We start from the raw sequence: 18,784 nt of genomic DNA, 5'->3' as shown, positions 1-18,784 counted from the left end.
GGCGGCCATCACTCGCGTTTAGAGCAATCAACACCCATGAGCATTATTTTGGGCATCGATCCGGGTTCGCGGATCACCGGATACGGGGTTATCCGGGTCGTGGGCGGCAAGGCCGAATACTTGGGCTCTGGATGCATCCGCACCGATTGCGGCGAGCTGCCGGAGCGCCTCAAGCAGGTTTATGACGGGGTATGCGAGATCATCACCCAGTTCAAACCCACCGAGTTTGCCATCGAGCGGGTCTTTATGGCCCGCAACGCCGACTCGGCCCTGAAACTGGGGCAGGCCCGGGGCAGCGCCATCGTCGCCGCGGTCAACGCCTATCTGCCGGTGAGCGAATACTCCGCTACCCAGATCAAGCAGGCAGTGGTCGGCACTGGCGGCGCCGCCAAGGAGCAGGTGCAGCATATGGTGACCCATCTGCTGAAACTCTCCGCCACCCCGCAGGCGGATGCAGCAGATGCCCTTGGCGTGGCGCTCTGCCACCTGCACACCCGCCAGAGCCTGATCAAGATGGCCGGCCGCGCCAGCAGCTCGGTACGTGGCCGCTATCGCTGAGCCCTTGTATCCCCCCACGGCTCATCCCGGTATCGCTAAATAAAAAAACCGCCCCGGATCTCCGGGGCGGTTTTGTTTGGCCGTTTTGTTTGACCGCTTAGCGGGCCGAGACGGTGATGCTGGCGAGATCGATCAGATTGACCGCTCCCTTTTGACCGCCTGCATCGTTGTAGGTGTCGTTCGCCTTCAGATAGCTCATGTTGTAAAAATCGCTCACCCGAATGTCATACTCTCCGGCGGGCAGATCCACCACGAACGACGTCGAGTCACGCAGCGGTTTGAGGTCACCCTCTTTCATCACATGGGGCATCTGCACCACGCCGCTGGCGACCACCTGGCCACCACGTACCACCGAGATCCGTTTCACCCCGTTGGTCACCCCCAGATTGATGGCATGCTGGGCATTGCTGTATTGCAGGCGAATGGTGCGCTTGCCATCGAGCTTGACCCCCTGTACCAGCAAGCTGTCGTCTGGGCGCCCCCAATCCTTGAGGTAAGGAACGGGAATGGCACCATCGGCGGCGCTCACGCTGCCGGTATGGGAGACGTTGGCCGCATAAATGGCGATATGTTGCAGCGCAGGCTGATAGCAAACCGGCTTGGTATGATGGGAGCGGTTGCCGGACTCCGGATAGACCGCCTCGGCACTGTAGCAATAGGCCTGGCCCGGCTGTAACACCATGTCGTCGACCCAGCTGGTCGCACGATCCAGCCCGGAGGCCACCAGTTTGCCATCCCGATAGATGTTGTAGCTGAGCGCCCCCTTGTTGACATTGTCCTGCAGGGCAACAACCAGCTTGCCACTCTGCTCGCTAACCCCGAGCAGGGTCGGCTCGGTCGGTGCAAACACCTGACGATTCTCGACATCCAGCGGCGCCACATCCTTGATCAGGCGGATCCCCTGATCGTCAGCCAAGGCGGCACCGAGCGTCACTTCGATCCGGTTGCTGGCGGCCAGCATGCCTTCACTGATCTGCTCCCCCACCGGGGCGCCATTGAGGGTAATGCTGCGTACCGGATAGTAACTGCCCTCCCCGCCCAGTTCCGGCAGTTGCAACACGATATCGATCTGCTTGCCACGGTAGTTCAACCCCTTGAGCGCGGCCTCGGGCTTGGCCCCCATCAGCTTGTGCAAGTGAGTGGTGACAAACGGTTTGATCCGGATCCCACCCTCTTCCACTTTGTAGCCGAAGGTGGTGTCGGTCACCATGCCAAGGTAACCCCCGACAGACCAGAGCTGGCGCTGGGAGTTGATCACCGGCCCCGTCAAATCGGGATGGGTCAGATCCATCAGGGAGGGTTGGCCGGAGAGCCACTCGAGGTTCTCCATGTTGGAGAGGTTCAGCGCGGCGCCGCGCATCAGGGAGTCGATATGGTGATCGACTACGGCAACGTTTTGCACCAGGGCCGCCGCCTTCAGCCCGTAAGCGGAGACAAAGGGCCAGATGGCACGGTTATGGTAAACCGGCATATCGGGTTGCTGCGGGAAGTAGACCGGCGCGCCATAAGGGCCCATGGGATAGCGACTGATGATCTCTTTGGCCTGCGCCTCATCGGCAACACCGGCCAGAATGGCGAGGGATTCCCCCAATAGATCGAACTTGTAGGCCGGGCTCTGATCGGTACTGGTGTTGATCAGGCTGGCATACATCTTCTCGTCAGCCAGCCAGAAAGCACGATTGATAGCAAGTTTCAGCTCGCCCGCCCACTGATTATAGCGGCTCGCCAGCTCATCGTGACCCAGTTCGCCCGCCACCCGCGCGGCCAGCAGCAACCCCTGATAGTGGGTCACGTTGGTGGAGAGGGATTTGCTCATGCCGATGTGGGCGATATCGGCGGTGATCCACTTGGCATAGGTCTGGTCGCGCCAATCGAGGAAGGATTGCTCGCCGACATAGAGACCATCTGCGCTATCGAAGGCGGCCAGACGATCACTCTCAATGGTGTTGCTCAACCCTTCAAAGACCTCGGGCAAGAACGCGCTGCGTTCGGCATCCGGCAGGGCGGCCAGCACCCGCTCGGCCCCCAGGGCCCAGCTCATGCGATCGGTACTGATGGGCCAGCTGCCCCCGGTACCGGTATCCTGAATGATCTGGCGTCCTTGCGGGATCAAATTGTCCAGATCGCTTTTCAGCTCGGCTCTGAAATCCGAGAGCTTGAATCGCAGGGAGTTGCGCGCGCGCAGCGGATCCAGCGCCCCCAATCCCAGATCGGTGGCATAGGAGAGATCCCGCGTCCAGACGTAATGCCACTTGGCGCCGGTTTCAAAACAGTCACACGGGATCGCCTGACCCCCGTTGTAACTGCCATCTTTGACCTGCGCCACGCTGTTCTGGCGCATCTCGTGAGCTGCCAGCGCAAACAGGGCATCAAAGACCATGTTGCCAGAGCGCAGGCGGGGCAGATCCGCTTGCTCCTGATAGGTAGTAAAGCTATCACCCGGATCACGCAACTCCTGAGTGGTCGACTGCGCATAGCTACGATACTCGTCACTGGCCCGCTTGACCGAGAAGGTGGCCGTTTCCGTCACTCCGGGCTTATAGGTCTCATACTCACGCTTCTCGATCAGCTCATGCCCTTCATGGGGATTGATCATGCCCAAATCACTATCGCCTGCAACGCTGACCTGCAACAGAGGAGCATTCTCATCCTGGCTGGCATCCAGCAGGAACTTGTAATACCCCTCCTGCTCTACCCGCACGGTTGCCAGCTGGCACTGAGCATCACAGCGCTGCATCTTGACCAGGTTGTTCAATGCAATAACGCCATTGAGCCCAAAGCCGATCCCCTCCTGAGCGGAGGCAATCTTTATCTTGTGCTCACCCGCCACCAGCTTGGCCACCATCACATACTGCTTGTCCCCCTGATAGACCATCTGCAGGACGGGCTCTAGGTTGCCATCAATCCCTTTCAGATAAAGACTCTCGCTGTAATTGGGGTCATCACGCTCCATGGAGAACTCGATGGCCGGTGCAGCCAGATCGGCATTGGTCACCTTGACCTGAATGTCGAGCAGCCCCTTTTCCGTCACCACCAGACGGTTGTTCTGCCCGTTGTTCTGGTAGTACATGGGGTAGACCTGACCGGGGAAGATGCTGGTCTCCTTGCGGGAATCTGCAGAAAAATCGGGATACTTGGTCCATTCGGGGCCGGCCACTTTGAACGGGGACATACCCGAGTTCATTTTCAGGTTGTCCAGACGATAGACGCTCTCCTTGAAGGTCAGTTTGAACTGCTCATCACGACCCCAGCCGCTGAATTCACCGACCAGATAGAGATCAAAATTCCAGGGCGCTTTCACCTCGGGTTTGACCCCGTTATCGTTCCCGCTGGATGAGCTTTCGTTACAACCAGACAAAAGAACCCCGCCGCAGCATAACGCCACGGATAAAGCCAATGGACGAATTTTCATATATTCCCTTCGTTACTTTTTTGTTTTGTTATTGATACAGCATTGAGTAAAATTGTTTTTGTCAGTTTACGCGGTCAGAATTCGCCAGAAAAATAGACCATGTCACCATCGACATAGATAACATCTATAACCAGATGAAATTACGTGATCCCCAGCACCAAACCGGCTATCAGGCGGCAAAAATGTATTGAAAACAACGTGAAGGGAGCCACATAAAATAGCCTGTCAGTGAAGAGGATTATTTGACAGCCCATGGTGATTACACTAGCTTGGCGCACCACCCGCCCATGACCGGACGCCATATTCGTGGACAAGCATCTAAGACAATTTATTGCAGTAGCCACCCACAAAAATGTCAGTCTGGCCGCCAGGCAAATGGGACTCAGCCAGCCGACGCTGACACACAACATGAAAAAACTTGAGGAGAGTCTGGGAACGACCTTGCTGGTCAGGCACGCGGGCGGCGTGACGCTCACCGCTGCCGGAGAGCTGCTGCTGGAGCAGGCGCGCATGATGCAGCGGATCTACGATGATACCCTCAGGCAGCTGGCCACCCTGCGTGAGCGCACCGCACGACCACTAAACGTGGGCACCGGACATGCATGGTGGCAACCGGTATTGCAACCTGTCACCGCCCGCTATCAGCAGGCCAACCCATCCTGCGCCATCAATATTGAAGTCGGCAACCATCTGCGTCTGCTCGATCTGCTGTTGGGCAATCATATCGATCTGTTTCTCGGACATGAAATTCACGGACTGGCCAAAAATTACAGTCTGATATTTATCCCGCTATTTATTTCTCACGATGGGGTATTTGTCAGAGCGGGCCATCCCCTCACAGGGAAAATATGCAGCAAGCAGGACCTGGTCGATTATCCCAGCCTGCTGGTGACGCCGGATGAGGATAAATATCTGCATCTGGTCGATGATTTGGCGAGAAAAAAGCAGGAACGCGCCGCCATGAAGTTAAATGACAAAATCATTTATAGCAGCAACTCCCTGCTCACCAGCATTGATATTGTCAATAACAGCAATGCTGTCATGCCTTATCCGGTGAGCATGGCTGGTTATTTTTCCCGATTCGGTATTGGCCAGCTGAATATGGGCGAAGAGTACAACAAGGGGACTATCGGTATTTATATCCCTCGCGAGAAGATCGATGAGCCCCACATTCAGATGTTGTGCCAAGACATTCAGGCTCAGGTCACTTGCAATAGCCCCTTGATCGCCACCTTCTGAGCCCGCAATAACCGAGCCGAACGCCTCTATCAAGGTCACCGGCTGGATGAATCAACAGCTTATCCAGCCAGATATCCCAACCCTTACCCCACCTCCCCCAGCGCACCGATCAGGGCGTCGAGTCCTTGATCGACCTTTGAACGCGGGCAGCCGACGTTGAGGCGGATATAGCCTGTGCCTTCCGGGCCGTAGGTATCGCCGCGCATGATGGCGACCCGGTATTTCTCCACCAGCAAGGCTTGCAGCGCATCCATCCGCTCGGGGGAGTCGATGCCAAGGCTGCTCAAGTCAATCCAGGCGAGATAGGTCCCTTCGGGCACCCGATAGTCGATGGCGGGGAAAGCGGCATTGAGCCGCGCCGCCACATGGGCGAGATTGCCGTGCAGATAGCTTTTCAGCACATCGAGCCAGGCACCGCCGTCCCGATAGGCGCTGATATGGGCCAGCACCCCAAGAATGGGCGGCGATGAGAGGCCATGAGCCGCCTTGAGCCGCTGCAGATAGGCGGCCCGCGCCGCTGCGTTGGCGATAAAGGCGTAGGCGCCGCCAAGGGCGGGAATATTGAAGGATTTGGAGCCCGAGCTCACCAGCGCCCAGTGATCGTCCGGCGCCACCTCGCTCCACGGCAGGTAGCGGGCAAAGCTCACATCCATATGGATGTCGTCCGAGATCACCTTGACCCCGTGACGCTGGCAGATGGTGGCCATCCGGCCGAGTTCATCCCGCGTCCAGACCCGACCGGTGGGGTTGTGGGGGCTGCAGAGCAGCAAAATCCGGCAATCAGGGCGAGCGGCTTGCTGCTCGAAGCAGGCCCAGTCGATCTGGTAACTCCCCTCTGCTTTTTTGAGCGGGCATGGCAACAGCACCCGATCGTTGGCAGCCAGCATATTGCCGAAGGCATCGTAGGCGGGGGTGTGCACCAGTACCCCCTCACCCGGCGCCGACCAGAGGCTCACCAGCTGGGCAATCACATAGATGACCGAGGGGCCGTAAACCAGCGTCTCGGGGTCGAGGCTCGCGCCGTAGCGGTGGGCAAACCAGTCGCTCACCGCCCCCTTGAAGTCGTCGTGATTCCAGCGGCTGTAGCCAAATACCCCGTGCTCAAGGCGGGTTGCCAACGTCTGGCGAATGCAGGGGGCGGTCTCGAAATCCATGTCGGAGATGGTAAAGGGGAGCAGGTCGGCATGGCCAAAACGGTCGGCTACGTAGTCCCACTGGGTGCAGTAGGTGCCGTGGCGGTCGACCACACGGTCGAAGTCATAAATATCGTGCATGAAGTTTCTCCCTCCATAAACAGGAGACATATTGGGAGAGGCAAACAAGGGGGGCTTGCGCCCCCCGTTCGGATCTTATTGGCCGGTTCAGGCCCCCATCAGGCTCTGTAGCTGGTTTTTCACCAGATGCACCTGCGGGCCGATCACCACCTGCAGGTTGTGCTCGTCGAGCTTGATCACCCCGATGGCGCCGTTCGCTTTCAATACCTTGTCATCGACCCGGCTCATGTCCTGCACCGACATCCGCAGGCGGGTGATGCAGTTATCGAGCGCCAGAATGTTATCGGCACCGCCCAGGGCGTTGAGGATGATTTCACCGTTGTAACCGCTGTTGCCGGCCTTCTTGCCTGCAGGCTGGGCAGCTTCGCTGGTTTCAATCTCGCGGCCAGGGGTTTTCAGGTTAAAGCGCACGATGGCGAAGCGGAACACGCTGTAGTAGATGGCAAACCAGATGGCGGCCGTGACCGGCACCAGATACCACTTGGTTGCGGTACCTTGCAGCACGCCGAACACCAGAAAATCGATGAGGTTGCCGTCGGTGTTGCCAATGGTGACGCCGAGCAGCCCCATGGTCATAAAGCCCAGACCGGTCAGGATGGCGTGAATGACGTAGAGCACCGGTGCCACGAACAGGAACAGGAACTCCAGCGGCTCTGTGATACCGCCGATGACGCAGGCCACCACGCCGGAGACCAGCAGCGCCTTGATCTTGCCGCGATTCTCAGGACGGGCGCAGTGATACATGGCGAGCGCCGCACCCGGCAAGCCGCCAAGGAAGGCTGGCATCTTGCCCTGAGAGAGGAAGGAGGTGGCAGAGACCGAGAAGCCGTTGGTGTCGGCGCAGGAGAGCTCCGCGTAGAAGATATTGAGGGCGCCGCTCACCTCGTGACCGCATACCAGCTGGGTGCCGCCCGCTTCGGTAAAGCGGATCAGCGCCACCAGAATGTGGTGCAGGCCGAGCGGCAGCAGCAGACGCTCACCGGTACCGAACAGGAAGGGGCCGAAGGGACCGGCGTGGGAGATGAGCGCCCCGATGCCGTTGATGCCGGCAGCAAACCAGGGCCAGACGAACGGCACGACCAGACCGACCACACCCAGCACCAGCGCGGTGATGATGGGCACAAAGCGGGCACCGCCGAAGAAGGCGAGCGCATCGGGCATCTTGTAGGTGTAGAAACGGGCGTGGAGCTTCGCGACGATAACCCCGACGATGATGGCCCCCAAAATACCAGTGTCGATGGAGCTGATGCCGAGGATCGATTTCACCCCGTAGGCCTTCTCCGCCGCCGCGTCACCGATGACGTTGGCCACGGTCAGGTAGAAGTTGATGGAGAGGTTGAGCGCCGCATAGCCGACGAAACCGGCAAAGGCCGCGACCCCCTTCTCTTCCCGCGCCAGTCCGAGCGGAATGGCCACCGCAAACATCACCGGCAGGTAGATAAAGGCCACCAGCCCCACCTTGGTCATCCAGAGGAACAGCAGTTGCAGCACGGTATTGTCGAGGAAGGGCATGCTCTGCTTGACCGCATCGCTGGTGAGCGAGCTGCCGACACCGAGCAGGATGCCCGAGAAGGCCAGCAGGGCGACCGGCAACATAAAGGTCTTGCCGAGGCTCTGCAGGAACTCCCAGATGGTGGATTTGGCTTGAGGCTTGGCCATGAAACGGCTCCTTGTGAATAGACAGCAATATCTGCGGCTGCCCTCCCCCGCTCGAGGCAATCTCGAAGCAAAAGGCGCGGGTCAGCATCAGGTTTTGCTGGATGATAAAACGTTTTATCAATTTACAAGTGCCGACAGGATCACAGAATAAGGGGGCTGGCTGGCAGCAGGATCCAAATTTGTGAGCCGGATCGGCCAGATGGTGATGTAACGTTTCACTTGGCAACCCAAGCAGGTATGCTGGGGCCTCGCTCTCAACTGTCCGTCGTCCGTTCGCCCTATGTCGCCCAAATCCCTCTCTGCCAAAGCCACCAAGATCACCGATGTCGCCCAGCGGGCGGGAGTGTCGGTCACCACCGTCTCCATGGTGCTCAACGGCAAGGGGCGCATCTCCCCGGCCACCGCCGAGCGGGTGCAGCAGGCGATAAAAGAGCTCGACTACGTGCCCAACAGCGCCGCCGCCAACCTGCGCAGCCAGCAATCCAATCTGGTGGGGCTGATCCTGCGCGACATCACCGACCCCTTCTATACCGAGGTGACCGCCGGGGTGAGCGAGGTGCTGGAGCAGCAGGGCTATCTGCTGTTTCTGACCCAGTGCGGCCACAGCCCGGAGCGGCTGCAGCAGAGCATCCACTCCCTGTCACGGCAAGGGGTGGCGGGCATCATCTTCAATCCGGTGCGCGGCGCGGCAGCCAAAACCCTGGAGACCCTGCTCGACTCCGAACTGCCGGTGGTGTGCGCCGCCCGCTCCTACTATCGCGATGACGTCGATTTTATCGGCCCCGACAACACCCACGCCGCCAAGCAGGCTACCACTTACCTTATCGAGCAGGGCCACCGCCATATCGCCTACGTCGGCGGGCGGGCCGACTCCCTCACCCGCGCCGAGCGCATCGGCGGCTACTGCGCCAGCCTGCTGCAATATGGCCTGCCCTTCAAACCTGAGTGGGTACTGGAGTGCGAGCGCACCCAGCGCAGCGCCGCAGACACCATCGCCCAGCTGCTGCACCAGCACCCCAAGGTGACCGCCGTGCTCTGCCACTACCCCGAAGTGGCCCTCGGCGCCATCTATGGCGTCGAGGCGAGCGGCCGCACCGTGGGCAAGGACAACTACATCGGACAGCAGGTGGCCCTGCTCGGTTTTGACGACGTGGCGGAGGCCGAACTCACCTCCCCCGCCCTCACCTTCGTCAGCTCACCAGCCCGCGAAATCGGCCGTCAGGCGGCAAGACGACTGCTGACCCGGATGCAGCAACCCGAGCTCGCTCCCAACCGCCATATCATCACCCCCAACCTGCAAAAACGGGAGTCGGCCTGAGCTGACTGGACAAGCCCGAGCTCACCCCACCCGCCATATCATCACCGCTCACCAGCAAACCGCAGAAGCGGGCATCGGCCTAAGCAGGCCTGGCTGGCTCGCCTGAACCACCCTCTCTTCATTTTTCCTGCGCCTTGATCCAGCGACGATAACGGGCGTTGCCAAGCAGGGTTTGCCACTGCTGGCAAGCCAGCGCCAGCGATGGTGCAACCTTGGGGTGGCTCGGCTGACCTCGGCCCAGCCGCCGCAGCTGGTATTTCACCATCGCCATATAACCTACCGAAGCCAGCACCTTGTTGCGCCAGGGGATGGGTCTGAGCTCGGCGCTTGCAGCCTGCTCACGGCGCCATCTGGCAGGCAGATCCGGGGCGATGGCAAGCGCGGTGGCCATGCCAACGACCGCCACTCCGCTACCGAGCACTTGTTCCACCACCGGATAACGGCGGATTCCACCGGTCACCATCACGGGCATATGAGCGGCACTCACTATCTCTTCGGCAAACGTCAGAAAATAGGCTTCCCGCGCCAGGGTGCGGCCATCGCGGGCCTGACCGTGCATGGCGGGTGCCTCGTAACTGCCACCGGAGAGCTCCACCAGATCCACCCCGAGCGGGTTGAGCATGTCGACCACAGCTCTGGCATCTTCGGTACTGAAGCCGCCACGCTGAAAGTCGGCGGAGTTGAGTTTGACCGACAGTGAGAAGCGCTCCCCCACCTGCTCACGGATCCCCTGCACTATCTCCAGCAGCAAGCGGGCACGATTCTCAAGGCTGCCGCCCCAACGATCGCGGCGCTGGTTGGTGAGCGGCGAGAGGAACTGGCTCAGCAGATAGCCGTGCGCAGCGTGGATCTGCACTCCGTCAAAACCGAGACGCTGTGCCAACAGCGCCGTATTGATAAAGCGTGCTTTCACCTCGGCAATGTCGGCTTCGCTCATGGCCCTGGGCGGAGAGAACTGTTTGGAGAAACTGCCGAGCGCCATGGGCACGGCGGAAGGTGCCAGGGTAGGTTGCCCCAGCGCCGCTGGCATCTGGCGACCGGGGTGGTTGATCTGCATCCAGATCTGGGCGCCCCCGCTTTTGGCCGCTTCGGCCCAGGCCCTGAAACGCCCGGCCAGCTGTGGGGATAGCACCGGGGTGTCGAGCACCACACCCCCCGCTCCCGTCATGGCATGCCCATCCACCATCACATTGCCAGTGATGATAAGGCCTGCGCCACCCTCTGCCCAGGTGCGATAGAGGCGGATCAGCGCCTCGGAGGGGGCATGGTCACGGTCAGCCATGTTCTCTTCCATGGCTGCCTTGGCGAGACGGTTGATAAGCTGGCTGCCATTTGGCAGGGTCAGGGGAGTAAATGGGTTCATGGCGATCTCCTCGGTAGTGAGGGCCCCACCATAAGTTTGAAGCTGACTTGAAGGTCAAGCCCTTTGTCGAGATGCCGCTACGACCAAGGAAAGGCTATCCACCCACCCCTTGCTTGCTCAGGGCCGTTGACATTCAAGCGGGCTTTAACCCTAGAATCTCCCGGCACCCGCCCCTCAGCCTTAACGTCAGGGGCCATCAACCCGTAGCCCAGGAGGCAAGATGAAGATCGGTGAACTGGCCAAACAGACCGGCATGGCGGCTTCGGCTATCCGTTTTTACGAAGCCAGGGGCCTGCTCAACAAGGTGCAACGGGGGGCCAACGGCTATCGCGACTACCCGCCCGAGACAGTGCCGTTGCTGACCATCATTAGCCAGGCGCAGCAGGCAGGCTTCTCCCTCGACGAGATCAAGCAGCTGGTACCGGCAGATATCAGCACCTGGCAACACGCCCCGCTGCTGGCGGCACTCAAGGCCAAGGTGAGCGACATAGAGGCGCTGGAGGCAAGGCTTGCCCACAGCAAGCAGCAGTTGCAGACCCTGATCCGGCTGGTGGAGTCCAAACCCGACGAGATGCCATGTGAAGAGAACGCCGCCCGGGTATTGGCCAGCATGGGCATCCCCTCCCACAAGCTCGTCGCAAAGGCTGCCACCACGGCCAAGTCTGCGTCACGCCACAAAAGGTGATCTTGTTCACAACCGGCACACGCCCTCGACCAGAGAGGTTGAGAGCCAAGTGGAGAGGAATATGATGGGTGCCTCCCTCTCTTCACGAGCCCATTTATGAGCAGCCCGCACGACCAGAATCCGCCAACTGAAATCCACCGCTGTGACAAATGCGGCGAGCGTACCCGCCATATCGTGGTGCTGGTCGCCCGCGATCACAGCCAGGACATCATGCCCAAGGATCCGCGCAAAGCCTTCTGGCAAGCCTTTACTTCCAGCAGCATCACCAACTGGGCGTTTGGTGAAACACTGGCCTACCAGACCACCCATGTAAAACATCTAATTTGCGAACGCTGCGGGGAGAAGTTTCTGGAGTATTGAGTGGCGATAGTACCCGGCAAAAAGTGACGCTCAGCTTGCGGTCACTTTACCAAGCGGTCAGATAACAGCCACTTATTAAGCAATTTATTGATCTTTGGCAGGTTTTTGCCCGACTGCGGTTTTACCCTGCCCCTCTCTCGATTAATATGCTCCACTTGGCAACCACTCTTGCAGAGATAACACTGTGCGGCCGTTTCGCCATCCACCACATCGCCGGATGACCGCAGCAGGCTGGAGGCTGTAATCCACGGGCGGTAGCGTGGGGTTTGGCCTCTATCTCTGTCTTGGAATTGCTAAAGATATTGGTGCAAAACCCCCTCGCTAATCTTCTCCAACCCAATTGTGGGCGGCTTTAATAACGAAGATGTTTACCGCTATTTTCAAGGACGGTTAGAATCCACATAAGCAGTTGAGAAATCAATTAACATTTCTGGTTGGGAACAAGATATATCCTCATTTATTAATTATCTAGCGAACTTCAGATTACGTTCGGCAAATCGAAGTCGCAACTCAAATACAACCGAAATTATTACCATGGAACACTTTTAAAAACTTTGTAAGGAAACCACGTGAAATTAGAGTTTTTAGTACTTATCACAAATAATGACTCATTTTGTAACAGTAAGAAAGCATTTATAGATTTTTTAAAGGTTGACTCTCTCATATCCATTTCCGGTCAAAAGATAACATATAAAAAAACATCAAAATCAAAACCACTAATCACAGTAAAGTTTCGGGTTGAAACAGATAACATCCCATCTAACAAAGAGCGATACTTCATTGTTGCACTAGAAAACACAAATGATCAGCTAGTTGATGAGTTCTCAGAGGTTGGCGATAAAATAAAGCAGATATGTAAGAGAATAAATCCCGAGTCTACTGTAATAAATGTTTTATGGGATGATGTTGGCAGACACTATGCCTATAAAGCATATCCTTTGATAAATGATATAGAGAACGTAATGCGGAAGTTAATCAGCAAATTCATGCTGATTAATGTTGGGATTAATTGGTCGAAAGAAACTATCCATCCTGACTTAGCAAAAAAAATTGAAAAATTTGACGAGGATGACATACATTTAAATGATCTTTATAAACTTGATTTTATCAATTTATCTCAAGTCCTGTTTCAAAAAAAGAGAGACATTACACTAGAAGAATTGGATAGAGTCCTTGCAAAAACTGCTTTCGATGAATCAGACAAATCAAAAATCCTAAAATATGTTCCAAAATCAAATTGGGAAAAATACTTCTCGTCACTTTTAGGCATAGACTCTCAAAGTCTAGAGAAAAAATGGGATCTTCTTTATAAACTAAGAAATAAAGTCGCACATAATAGATTCTTAACAAGAGAGGATTTTGAGAAAGTTAATGAATTAACTTCTGAGGTGAAAGAAAAACTGACTGCAGCAATGAGTAAATTAGGTGAAATAGATCTTGATGAGGAAGATAGAGAACTAATAATTCATTCCTACAAATCTGAATCTCTACATGCATTTTTCTATTTAGCTGAAAAATCAGTTGCAGAATTCTACCTAAAAAAAGGTGCAAATATTGAGCCCCCCGAACGTTCACACCATCTACGCCCAATAGATTTTTTAGTTAAAACTCAAAATCAAACAACCGCTATTGAAATAAAGTGCTATTACTCAAGATTTTTCTCATCCGCCCTAGCAATGAGATTAGGTACAACTATAAGTCATGTTGAAAGATATATTGAGCAGGAAAATATAGACTTCGGTGAAGTTGTTATCGTGCTAAGGGATGATCCAAGTGAAATATTAAACCGTTCAAATCTTGAACGACTTGCATCATTTAAAAACAAAATAAACCCCAAAATTAATATAATGTTTGGGACTATTAATGAGAGAAACGAGTTTGAACCAGTTAACATACCAGTAAGCAACAAAGATTTATAGCTAGCTCGTAGATTATAATAGTGAAGCGTATTCGGACACTCGCGTCATCACCTAGGGCTTCTAGCCATCACTCTTTCTGTGACCAAATAAGAGATGCAATTCACTTCTTTCATTGCATCCTACGGCACTTGATACGCACCTCTTAGATTAACAAGGAAGTTATGTTCAAGCTTGAAACCCAACGTCTTATCTTGCGCGATATGCAGCCTGCGGATGCAGAAGCTTTTGTCGCCATCTCGCAAGAGAGCAAATATCAGCGATTTTACAGCGAGTCAGATTGTGCCCCGGATAAATATCGACAGCTCACCCGACTATTTATCGTGCAGGCGAGCGAACAGCCTCGCACCGCCTATCAACTGGCCATCGAGTACAAGACAACCGGGGAATTTATTGGCACGGTTGGCCTGCGTCTGGAAGCGGATAGTCAGGCATCGATGGGATGTGGCATGGCCCGCGAATATCAGGGGAATGGACTCATACATGAAGCCGCATACGCCTTGATGAACGTTGGTTTTCGCGAATTAGGCGTACACCGGATCTATGCAGAAACCATCAGCCAGAATCGCGCGGCGATTCGGTTATGCAAGGCGTTGGGTATGAGACAAGAGGGATATTTTCGCGAACACCGTTTCTTCAAAGATCAGTGGTGGGATACCGTGGTGTTGGCCATCCTCCAGAGCGAGTGGAAGCAGAGATAGTCACCAGCCAATTGGGTATTTAAAGAGCACTCATAGATGAAACAAATTCTGATTATTGGTAACTCGGGATCGGGCAAGAGCTGGTTGGCGGCTCGATTGGCTGAGGGGTTAACTATCCGCGAGGTCAATCTGGACACCATTGTCTGGCAGCCGGGCGGCTTTAACCAAAAACGGCCCCAGCATGAGATTGACCATGCCATTCAAACTCTTGCTCAAGCGCCCTCATGGGTGGTCGAAGGGGTATTTGGTGCCCTGATCGAGCAACTGCTTGATGCCGCCGATACCCTGCTTTTTCTGGATCTCGACTGGTCGGTCTGCCGTGATTCACTGCTATCGCGCGGATCACAAAGCGCTAGGCAAGGGGATGCTGTGGCAGCGGAAAAGAACTTTCAACAACTGCTGGTGTGGGCATCGGAATATGGGCAGCGAGCCGGTAAAAGCTCCCGCCACTTCCATCGCGAGCTGTTTGATCTATTCCCAAACGACAAGCACCATTTCACGACTCGTGAAACGGTAAATAGCTATCTCACTCAACTGACCGTTAACAGCTAACAAGAAACTTGATGGACCAATACAAACCGACTCCAAAACCTGACCATATGTTTTTCAGAAAATTTATATCCTATCTGGCTATTACCTTGCCTATCGGCCTGATCCCGGAATTTATTCGGCAGGACTTTCATCTGGATTTGCTCTCATGGCAGGAGGGCGGCCGCCTCACTCTGATCATGATTGGCGTCGCGGCGGCAATGGCGGGAATTGACTGGCTCGTGCATCACTATCGAACCAAACGACAGCAGCCAAAGGGCTCGGTTGGACCGAACCGTTAAGGGAAAATCGGGCTGCCACAGAATATGGCAGCCCCGTGCCATCAAGAGAGCATGCTTCTTAGCATCCAGGCGGTTTTTTCATGAATATCGATGCGCTGGGTCAGTACATCGGCGGTGGGCTGGTCATTGACGGCATCGACCAGATCGAACAGTTTTCTGGCGGTTCTCGCCGTGGCTTCTTGCGCCAACACCAGATGTTTGAGCATTTCACTGGCACAGGGCACCCCTTCGACCTCCTCAATGGAGGAGAGACGGACAAACTCCTTATATGTGCCGGGAGCGGGGAAGCCCAATGCGCGGATCCGCTCGGCAATAACATCCAGCGCATTCCACTGCTCGGTGTATTGATCCATAAACATATTGTGCAGGCTGTTGAACTGCGGGCCGGTTACGTTCCAGTGAAAATTGTGGGTCATCAAATAAAGGGTGTAACTATCGGCAAGCAGTGCCGACAATCCATCTGCAATTTTTTTGCGATCGGCGGCTGAAATACCGATATCCATTTCAGGTAAAACCACACTCTCTTTTTTCATCACGCTAACTCCTGTTATTGGCTTTCGGCTTGATAAATTTGGCCGATGCTTTTGCAACAATCATCCCGCCAACCGACGCTACGGCATTCAGGCGATAGATACCGTGACGCTGGTCGACTATTCTGGCCGAGAGCGCTACTTTGCTGCCGATATCGATGGGAGCAATAAAACGAACGGTCAACTCTGCTGTTAATCCTCTTATTCCCCGTTGCAGCAACGCATGTGTCATCACCGCATCGAGCAGGGTGCTGGTCATGCCGCCATGCAAAATATCGCTGTAACCCTGATGGCGCTGGTTGGCAATAAACAGCCCTTCCGTCGTCCCTTCCTCCCCCTGATAAAAGCGAATTCCCAGTGAATCCGGGTTATGAGTGCCACACACCATGCAACGGGCGTGGGACATCATGGTCTGTTGATAGTTCTCTGATTGATATTCATCCACTTGATCTATTCACTCGCTATTTGGCCACTCGCATGTTGAGAACAGAGTGCTAGGAGAGCAGCTCTTCGATGGCGGCATGTGCCTGGGTGCCATAGATGATGGAGGGGCCGCCTCCCATCAATACCGCGACATCCACGGTGGCAATCAGCTCCGCTCGCGAAGCACCGGCCTTCACGGCTCCGGCAACATGGGCGGCAATGCAGCCATCGCAGCGGGAAGCGATACCAATACCGAGGGCGATCATTTCCCGATATTTCAATGCCAGCGCCTCGTCCTCTTTCATAACGGCTTTGTGCAGCGCAATAAACGCATTCATGGTATCCGGGCTGCTCTTGCGATAAGCAGAGCCAAGCTGGTGTTGTTCTTTATTGATATCTCGGTAATTTTTCATCACGTTATTTCTCCGGTGTGAAAATCTCACCTTTATAGAATGACTGCACTGTCATGCTGATTAGCCAGATGATCAATACAATCAGAGCACACACCACTGTTTTGGCCAGATAATATGGAATGATATTCCCGGTTGCGTCGGCAAACATGGCCGAGGCTGCGGAAAATGCCGCCAGTGGAAATGAATACGCCCACGAAGAGAGAAAGAATTTCAGTTTCAAAAAAATGAGGGTGTTGTACATCAGCAAGATAAATACAAACAGCGCAAAATAATAAATGACATGGGCAAACAGATCGCCGGAGCTGGCTATTTCGCTATACGAGATAAATCCGATGGAGGGCGGTGCCAGCAGAATAAACATGGTGGGCATCAGCTTCTCGGGCAGGCTCTCATGAAAGAACAGCCGATAGAGCACTATGGTCAGCAGAGAGAACCAGAAAATAAGGCCAATGCTGAAGAAGAACAGGCTGATCTCGTGAAAACCAAGCGGCACGCCCCCCAGGGGCACCACAATATTGCCGACAATCGGAATAAACCATGCCGGATTGGTGTGGGTAATTGTGAAATGGTCGCGATGGATCCAGTTGCTCATGATGTAGAGGGTGAAGAGCAGCTGCAAACTGGCGCCCACCGACCAGAGGGCCAGCGCTGCATCATGCCAGCTGGCCCAGTAGGCGGATTGCAGCAGCAAGCTGATTGAGATGGTCGGGAAGAAATTGATCCTGACCGGGTGTTTCAGCTCATGCCGGAACTCGTCATTGTGTCTGAGGATTTTCCAGCCATACATCACCAGAAACGTCGCCAGTAGCAGGGATGACAAGACCCCGAACAAAAAACCTGCCGACTGCAACAGCAGCAGATCCGGAAATGCCTTGCGACAGGCAATCGCCGCCCCCGTCAGCCCCATGATGATTGAAAATAGTGTGACAGGCATATGTGCAATCTTGGTTATGGAGGGGATTTGCTTACCCTCTTGATTCAGGTTTTCCATCAACGTTCCCCTCCAGTTCGGCCTAACGGTTGTGCTTACTCTTCACAACATTTCTTGTGGTTGCGCTGACGGTTACCCTGACAACCCTGCTGTTGTCCGGAGGCTGACTTGCAGCAACCCCCTTTGCCAAGGCGGCCACGGGGAGCGCATTGACGGCTTCCCTTGCCGTGATGGCCAGCCCCCTCGGCGCAGCGCGATGCACTGCCCTGTTCAGCGGATGTCAGCTCGGTCAGATGGCCCGACTCATTGCTCAGCATGTCGGCCATAGCGAGACGCCCCTGACTGGCCTGATAGACGGCAAGCCCGCTGCCCAGCAGCTTGCCAAGCATCTTGCTACCGATATTTTTCAGCACGATACGACGGGCTCCCTGCGCCTGGAGCAGCTCCGCCAACACACTTTTACACTCGTTGCCTGCCACCGGGTTGGCGATCTCTGCCAGGGTGCTCCCCTGTTCATCTACGAATACAAAGCGCTCTGCCTTGGCAAAATGTCCTGCGATATGGTCGTCATTCATCGGAATGGCTGTGATGATGGTCATTTGACCTCCTGCTATCACTGTTGATATTCCGGCCCTGCCCCTTGCCAATCTGCATTCGTCCCCTTGTTCAGGGTCTTCCCGCAGGCTTGCCGGTTGGCATGGCCATGTTCCCAGCCTCTTGCAGCAACCAGATGAAGAGCCGTACGCATCAACTTTTACTGGTTTAGTCACGCATCATTCGGCTCGATAAGCGTCTGATCATGATGCCGCCGTAATTGGCATATGCCATGTATACGCTCAGTTTATGGCATATGCAACAAACTATTTTTTCCAACGAAGAGGTTTGGGGACTCATTAAAGCTCGCCCTAGCATCATTCCAGTGCGCGCCAATCCTCTATCAGCGAGGGCAAAAGGCAGGGGGAGAAATGGCGCATAAAAATCCTAATCCGCCCGGCGAAATGGCGACTTTTTGTGAGAAGGGTCACATCAGACGGCCCCGTTTAACCACATATAAATCCAGACCCTGCTGATGATTAATTTATTGATATGGCGCATTACAAACCTGACGGCGAGCCTGACATCAATACATTTATCTGTTTTTAAAGAAGAAATGGATGGTTGACTGAAAATGG

At 55.2% G+C, this 18,784-nt stretch carries 18 protein-coding genes; 9 read left to right on the top strand and 9 right to left on the bottom strand.

The genetic code is table 11. The annotated features are described in order from the left end of the window. The first annotated feature begins 36 nt into the window (after positions 1–36). Entirely contained in the window at positions 37–558 is a 522-nt protein-coding gene (gene ruvC, locus A9G06_RS14355) for a crossover junction endodeoxyribonuclease RuvC (RefSeq protein WP_005334512.1), read from the top strand. A 97-nt stretch (positions 559–655) separates the two neighbouring features. Here ruvC and A9G06_RS14350 read toward each other — a convergent pair whose 3' ends face one another. Next, a complete protein-coding gene (locus A9G06_RS14350) occupies positions 656–3,757 on the bottom strand; it encodes a hypothetical protein (protein WP_069555670.1) in 3,102 nt (1,033 codons plus the stop codon). Between the two features lie 519 nt (positions 3,758–4,276). Between A9G06_RS14350 and A9G06_RS14345 the strand changes: the two genes are divergently transcribed. Continuing rightward, entirely contained in the window at positions 4,277–5,209 is a 933-nt protein-coding gene (locus A9G06_RS14345) for a LysR family transcriptional regulator (RefSeq protein ID WP_083243796.1), read from the top strand. Between the two features lie 83 nt (positions 5,210–5,292). On the opposite strand, the gene A9G06_RS14340 is transcribed toward A9G06_RS14345, so the two are convergent. Both A9G06_RS14340 and malX read right to left on the bottom strand, forming a co-directional pair. Next, entirely contained in the window at positions 5,293–6,483 is a 1,191-nt protein-coding gene (locus A9G06_RS14340; protein ID WP_069555662.1) for a MalY/PatB family protein, read from the bottom strand. An 87-nt stretch (positions 6,484–6,570) separates the two neighbouring features. Continuing rightward, complete coding sequence (gene malX, locus A9G06_RS14335) at positions 6,571–8,142, bottom strand: maltose/glucose-specific PTS transporter subunit IIBC (protein ID WP_069555661.1); 1,572 nt, start codon at positions 8,140–8,142, stop codon at positions 6,571–6,573. Positions 8,143–8,422: 280 nt separating this feature from the next. Between malX and A9G06_RS14330 the strand changes: the two genes are divergently transcribed. After that, positions 8,423–9,460 carry a Mal regulon transcriptional regulator MalI gene (locus A9G06_RS14330; protein WP_005344074.1) on the top strand — a complete coding sequence of 346 codons (1,038 nt, stop codon included), beginning with the start codon at positions 8,423–8,425 and terminating at the stop codon, positions 9,458–9,460. A 118-nt stretch (positions 9,461–9,578) separates the two neighbouring features. Here A9G06_RS14330 and A9G06_RS14325 read toward each other — a convergent pair whose 3' ends face one another. Next, positions 9,579–10,823: an NADH:flavin oxidoreductase/NADH oxidase family protein gene (locus tag A9G06_RS14325; RefSeq protein WP_069555660.1), complete on the bottom strand. Its 1,245-nt coding sequence runs from the start codon at positions 10,821–10,823 to the stop codon at positions 9,579–9,581. A gap of 220 nt (positions 10,824–11,043) precedes the next feature. Between A9G06_RS14325 and A9G06_RS14320 the strand changes: the two genes are divergently transcribed. From A9G06_RS14320 to A9G06_RS14295, 6 genes are all read left to right on the top strand, one after another. After that, positions 11,044–11,508, top strand: a complete 465-nt coding sequence (locus tag A9G06_RS14320; protein ID WP_069555659.1) for a MerR family transcriptional regulator — start codon at positions 11,044–11,046, stop codon at positions 11,506–11,508. 96 nt (positions 11,509–11,604) lie between these two features. Further along, positions 11,605–11,868: a hypothetical protein gene (locus A9G06_RS14315; RefSeq protein WP_069555658.1), complete on the top strand. Its 264-nt coding sequence runs from the start codon at positions 11,605–11,607 to the stop codon at positions 11,866–11,868. Between the two features lie 569 nt (positions 11,869–12,437). Next, complete coding sequence (locus tag A9G06_RS14310) at positions 12,438–13,787, top strand: HEPN domain-containing protein (protein WP_069555657.1); 1,350 nt, start codon at positions 12,438–12,440, stop codon at positions 13,785–13,787. A 161-nt stretch (positions 13,788–13,948) separates the two neighbouring features. Continuing rightward, on the top strand, positions 13,949–14,485 hold the full coding sequence (locus A9G06_RS14305) for a GNAT family protein (RefSeq protein WP_069555656.1): 537 nt from the start codon (positions 13,949–13,951) through the stop codon (positions 14,483–14,485). Between the two features lie 36 nt (positions 14,486–14,521). After that, entirely contained in the window at positions 14,522–15,037 is a 516-nt protein-coding gene (locus A9G06_RS14300) for an AAA family ATPase (RefSeq protein WP_069555655.1), read from the top strand. 11 nt (positions 15,038–15,048) lie between these two features. Further along, positions 15,049–15,315: a hypothetical protein gene (locus A9G06_RS14295; RefSeq protein WP_069555654.1), complete on the top strand. Its 267-nt coding sequence runs from the start codon at positions 15,049–15,051 to the stop codon at positions 15,313–15,315. A gap of 41 nt (positions 15,316–15,356) precedes the next feature. Here A9G06_RS14295 and A9G06_RS14290 read toward each other — a convergent pair whose 3' ends face one another. Genes A9G06_RS14290 through A9G06_RS14270 form a run of 5 tightly spaced genes read right to left on the bottom strand, consistent with a single transcriptional unit; the run spans position 15,357 to position 18,211 of the window. Beyond that, on the bottom strand, positions 15,357–15,848 hold the full coding sequence (locus A9G06_RS14290; RefSeq protein ID WP_005334596.1) for a Dps family protein: 492 nt from the start codon (positions 15,846–15,848) through the stop codon (positions 15,357–15,359). A gap of 4 nt (positions 15,849–15,852) precedes the next feature. After that, complete coding sequence (locus tag A9G06_RS14285; RefSeq protein WP_013723564.1) at positions 15,853–16,290, bottom strand: PaaI family thioesterase; 438 nt, start codon at positions 16,288–16,290, stop codon at positions 15,853–15,855. 49 nt (positions 16,291–16,339) lie between these two features. Next, the gene (locus A9G06_RS14280; RefSeq protein WP_069555653.1) at positions 16,340–16,681 is read right to left on the bottom strand and encodes a carboxymuconolactone decarboxylase family protein; all 342 of its coding nucleotides are present in this window, start codon (positions 16,679–16,681) and stop codon (positions 16,340–16,342) included. Positions 16,682–16,685: 4 nt separating this feature from the next. Next, positions 16,686–17,672, bottom strand: coding sequence for an SLAC1 anion channel family protein (locus A9G06_RS14275; RefSeq protein WP_069555652.1), 987 nt, complete (start codon positions 17,670–17,672; stop codon positions 16,686–16,688). A gap of 35 nt (positions 17,673–17,707) precedes the next feature. Further along, positions 17,708–18,211 (bottom strand): NifB/NifX family molybdenum-iron cluster-binding protein, encoded by a 504-nt coding sequence (locus tag A9G06_RS14270; protein WP_005353606.1) that lies wholly within the window; start codon positions 18,209–18,211, stop codon positions 17,708–17,710. Positions 18,212–18,784 lie beyond the last annotated feature (573 nt).

Origin of the sequence: Aeromonas sp. DNP9 (genome assembly GCF_001728955.1) — a bacterium.
GTDB classification, from domain to species: Bacteria; Pseudomonadota; Gammaproteobacteria; order Enterobacterales; family Aeromonadaceae; genus Aeromonas; species Aeromonas veronii.
Note: the sequence above shows the minus strand (reverse complement) of the source record. Positions and strands in the feature narration are given on the sequence as shown.

Bases quoted from the DNA above. Each gene is read 5' to 3' on its own strand.
- ruvC (WP_005334512.1), top strand. From the start codon at position 37: ATGAGCATTATTTTGGGCATCGATCCGGGTTCGCGGATCACCGGATAC.
- A9G06_RS14340 (WP_069555662.1), bottom strand. From the start codon at position 6,483: ATGCACGATATTTATGACTTCGACCGTGTGGTCGACCGCCACGGCACC.
- malX (WP_069555661.1), bottom strand. From the start codon at position 8,142: ATGGCCAAGCCTCAAGCCAAATCCACCATCTGGGAGTTCCTGCAGAGC.
- A9G06_RS14330 (WP_005344074.1), top strand. From the start codon at position 8,423: ATGTCGCCCAAATCCCTCTCTGCCAAAGCCACCAAGATCACCGATGTC.
- A9G06_RS14325 (WP_069555660.1), bottom strand. From the start codon at position 10,823: ATGAACCCATTTACTCCCCTGACCCTGCCAAATGGCAGCCAGCTTATC.
- A9G06_RS14320 (WP_069555659.1), top strand. From the start codon at position 11,044: ATGAAGATCGGTGAACTGGCCAAACAGACCGGCATGGCGGCTTCGGCT.
- A9G06_RS14315 (WP_069555658.1), top strand. From the start codon at position 11,605: ATGAGCAGCCCGCACGACCAGAATCCGCCAACTGAAATCCACCGCTGT.
- A9G06_RS14305 (WP_069555656.1), top strand. From the start codon at position 13,949: ATGTTCAAGCTTGAAACCCAACGTCTTATCTTGCGCGATATGCAGCCT.
- A9G06_RS14300 (WP_069555655.1), top strand. From the start codon at position 14,522: ATGAAACAAATTCTGATTATTGGTAACTCGGGATCGGGCAAGAGCTGG.
- A9G06_RS14295 (WP_069555654.1), top strand. From the start codon at position 15,049: ATGGACCAATACAAACCGACTCCAAAACCTGACCATATGTTTTTCAGA.
- A9G06_RS14290 (WP_005334596.1), bottom strand. From the start codon at position 15,848: ATGAAAAAAGAGAGTGTGGTTTTACCTGAAATGGATATCGGTATTTCA.
- A9G06_RS14280 (WP_069555653.1), bottom strand. From the start codon at position 16,681: ATGAAAAATTACCGAGATATCAATAAAGAACAACACCAGCTTGGCTCT.
- A9G06_RS14275 (WP_069555652.1), bottom strand. From the start codon at position 17,672: ATGGAAAACCTGAATCAAGAGGGTAAGCAAATCCCCTCCATAACCAAG.
- A9G06_RS14270 (WP_005353606.1), bottom strand. From the start codon at position 18,211: ATGACCATCATCACAGCCATTCCGATGAATGACGACCATATCGCAGGA.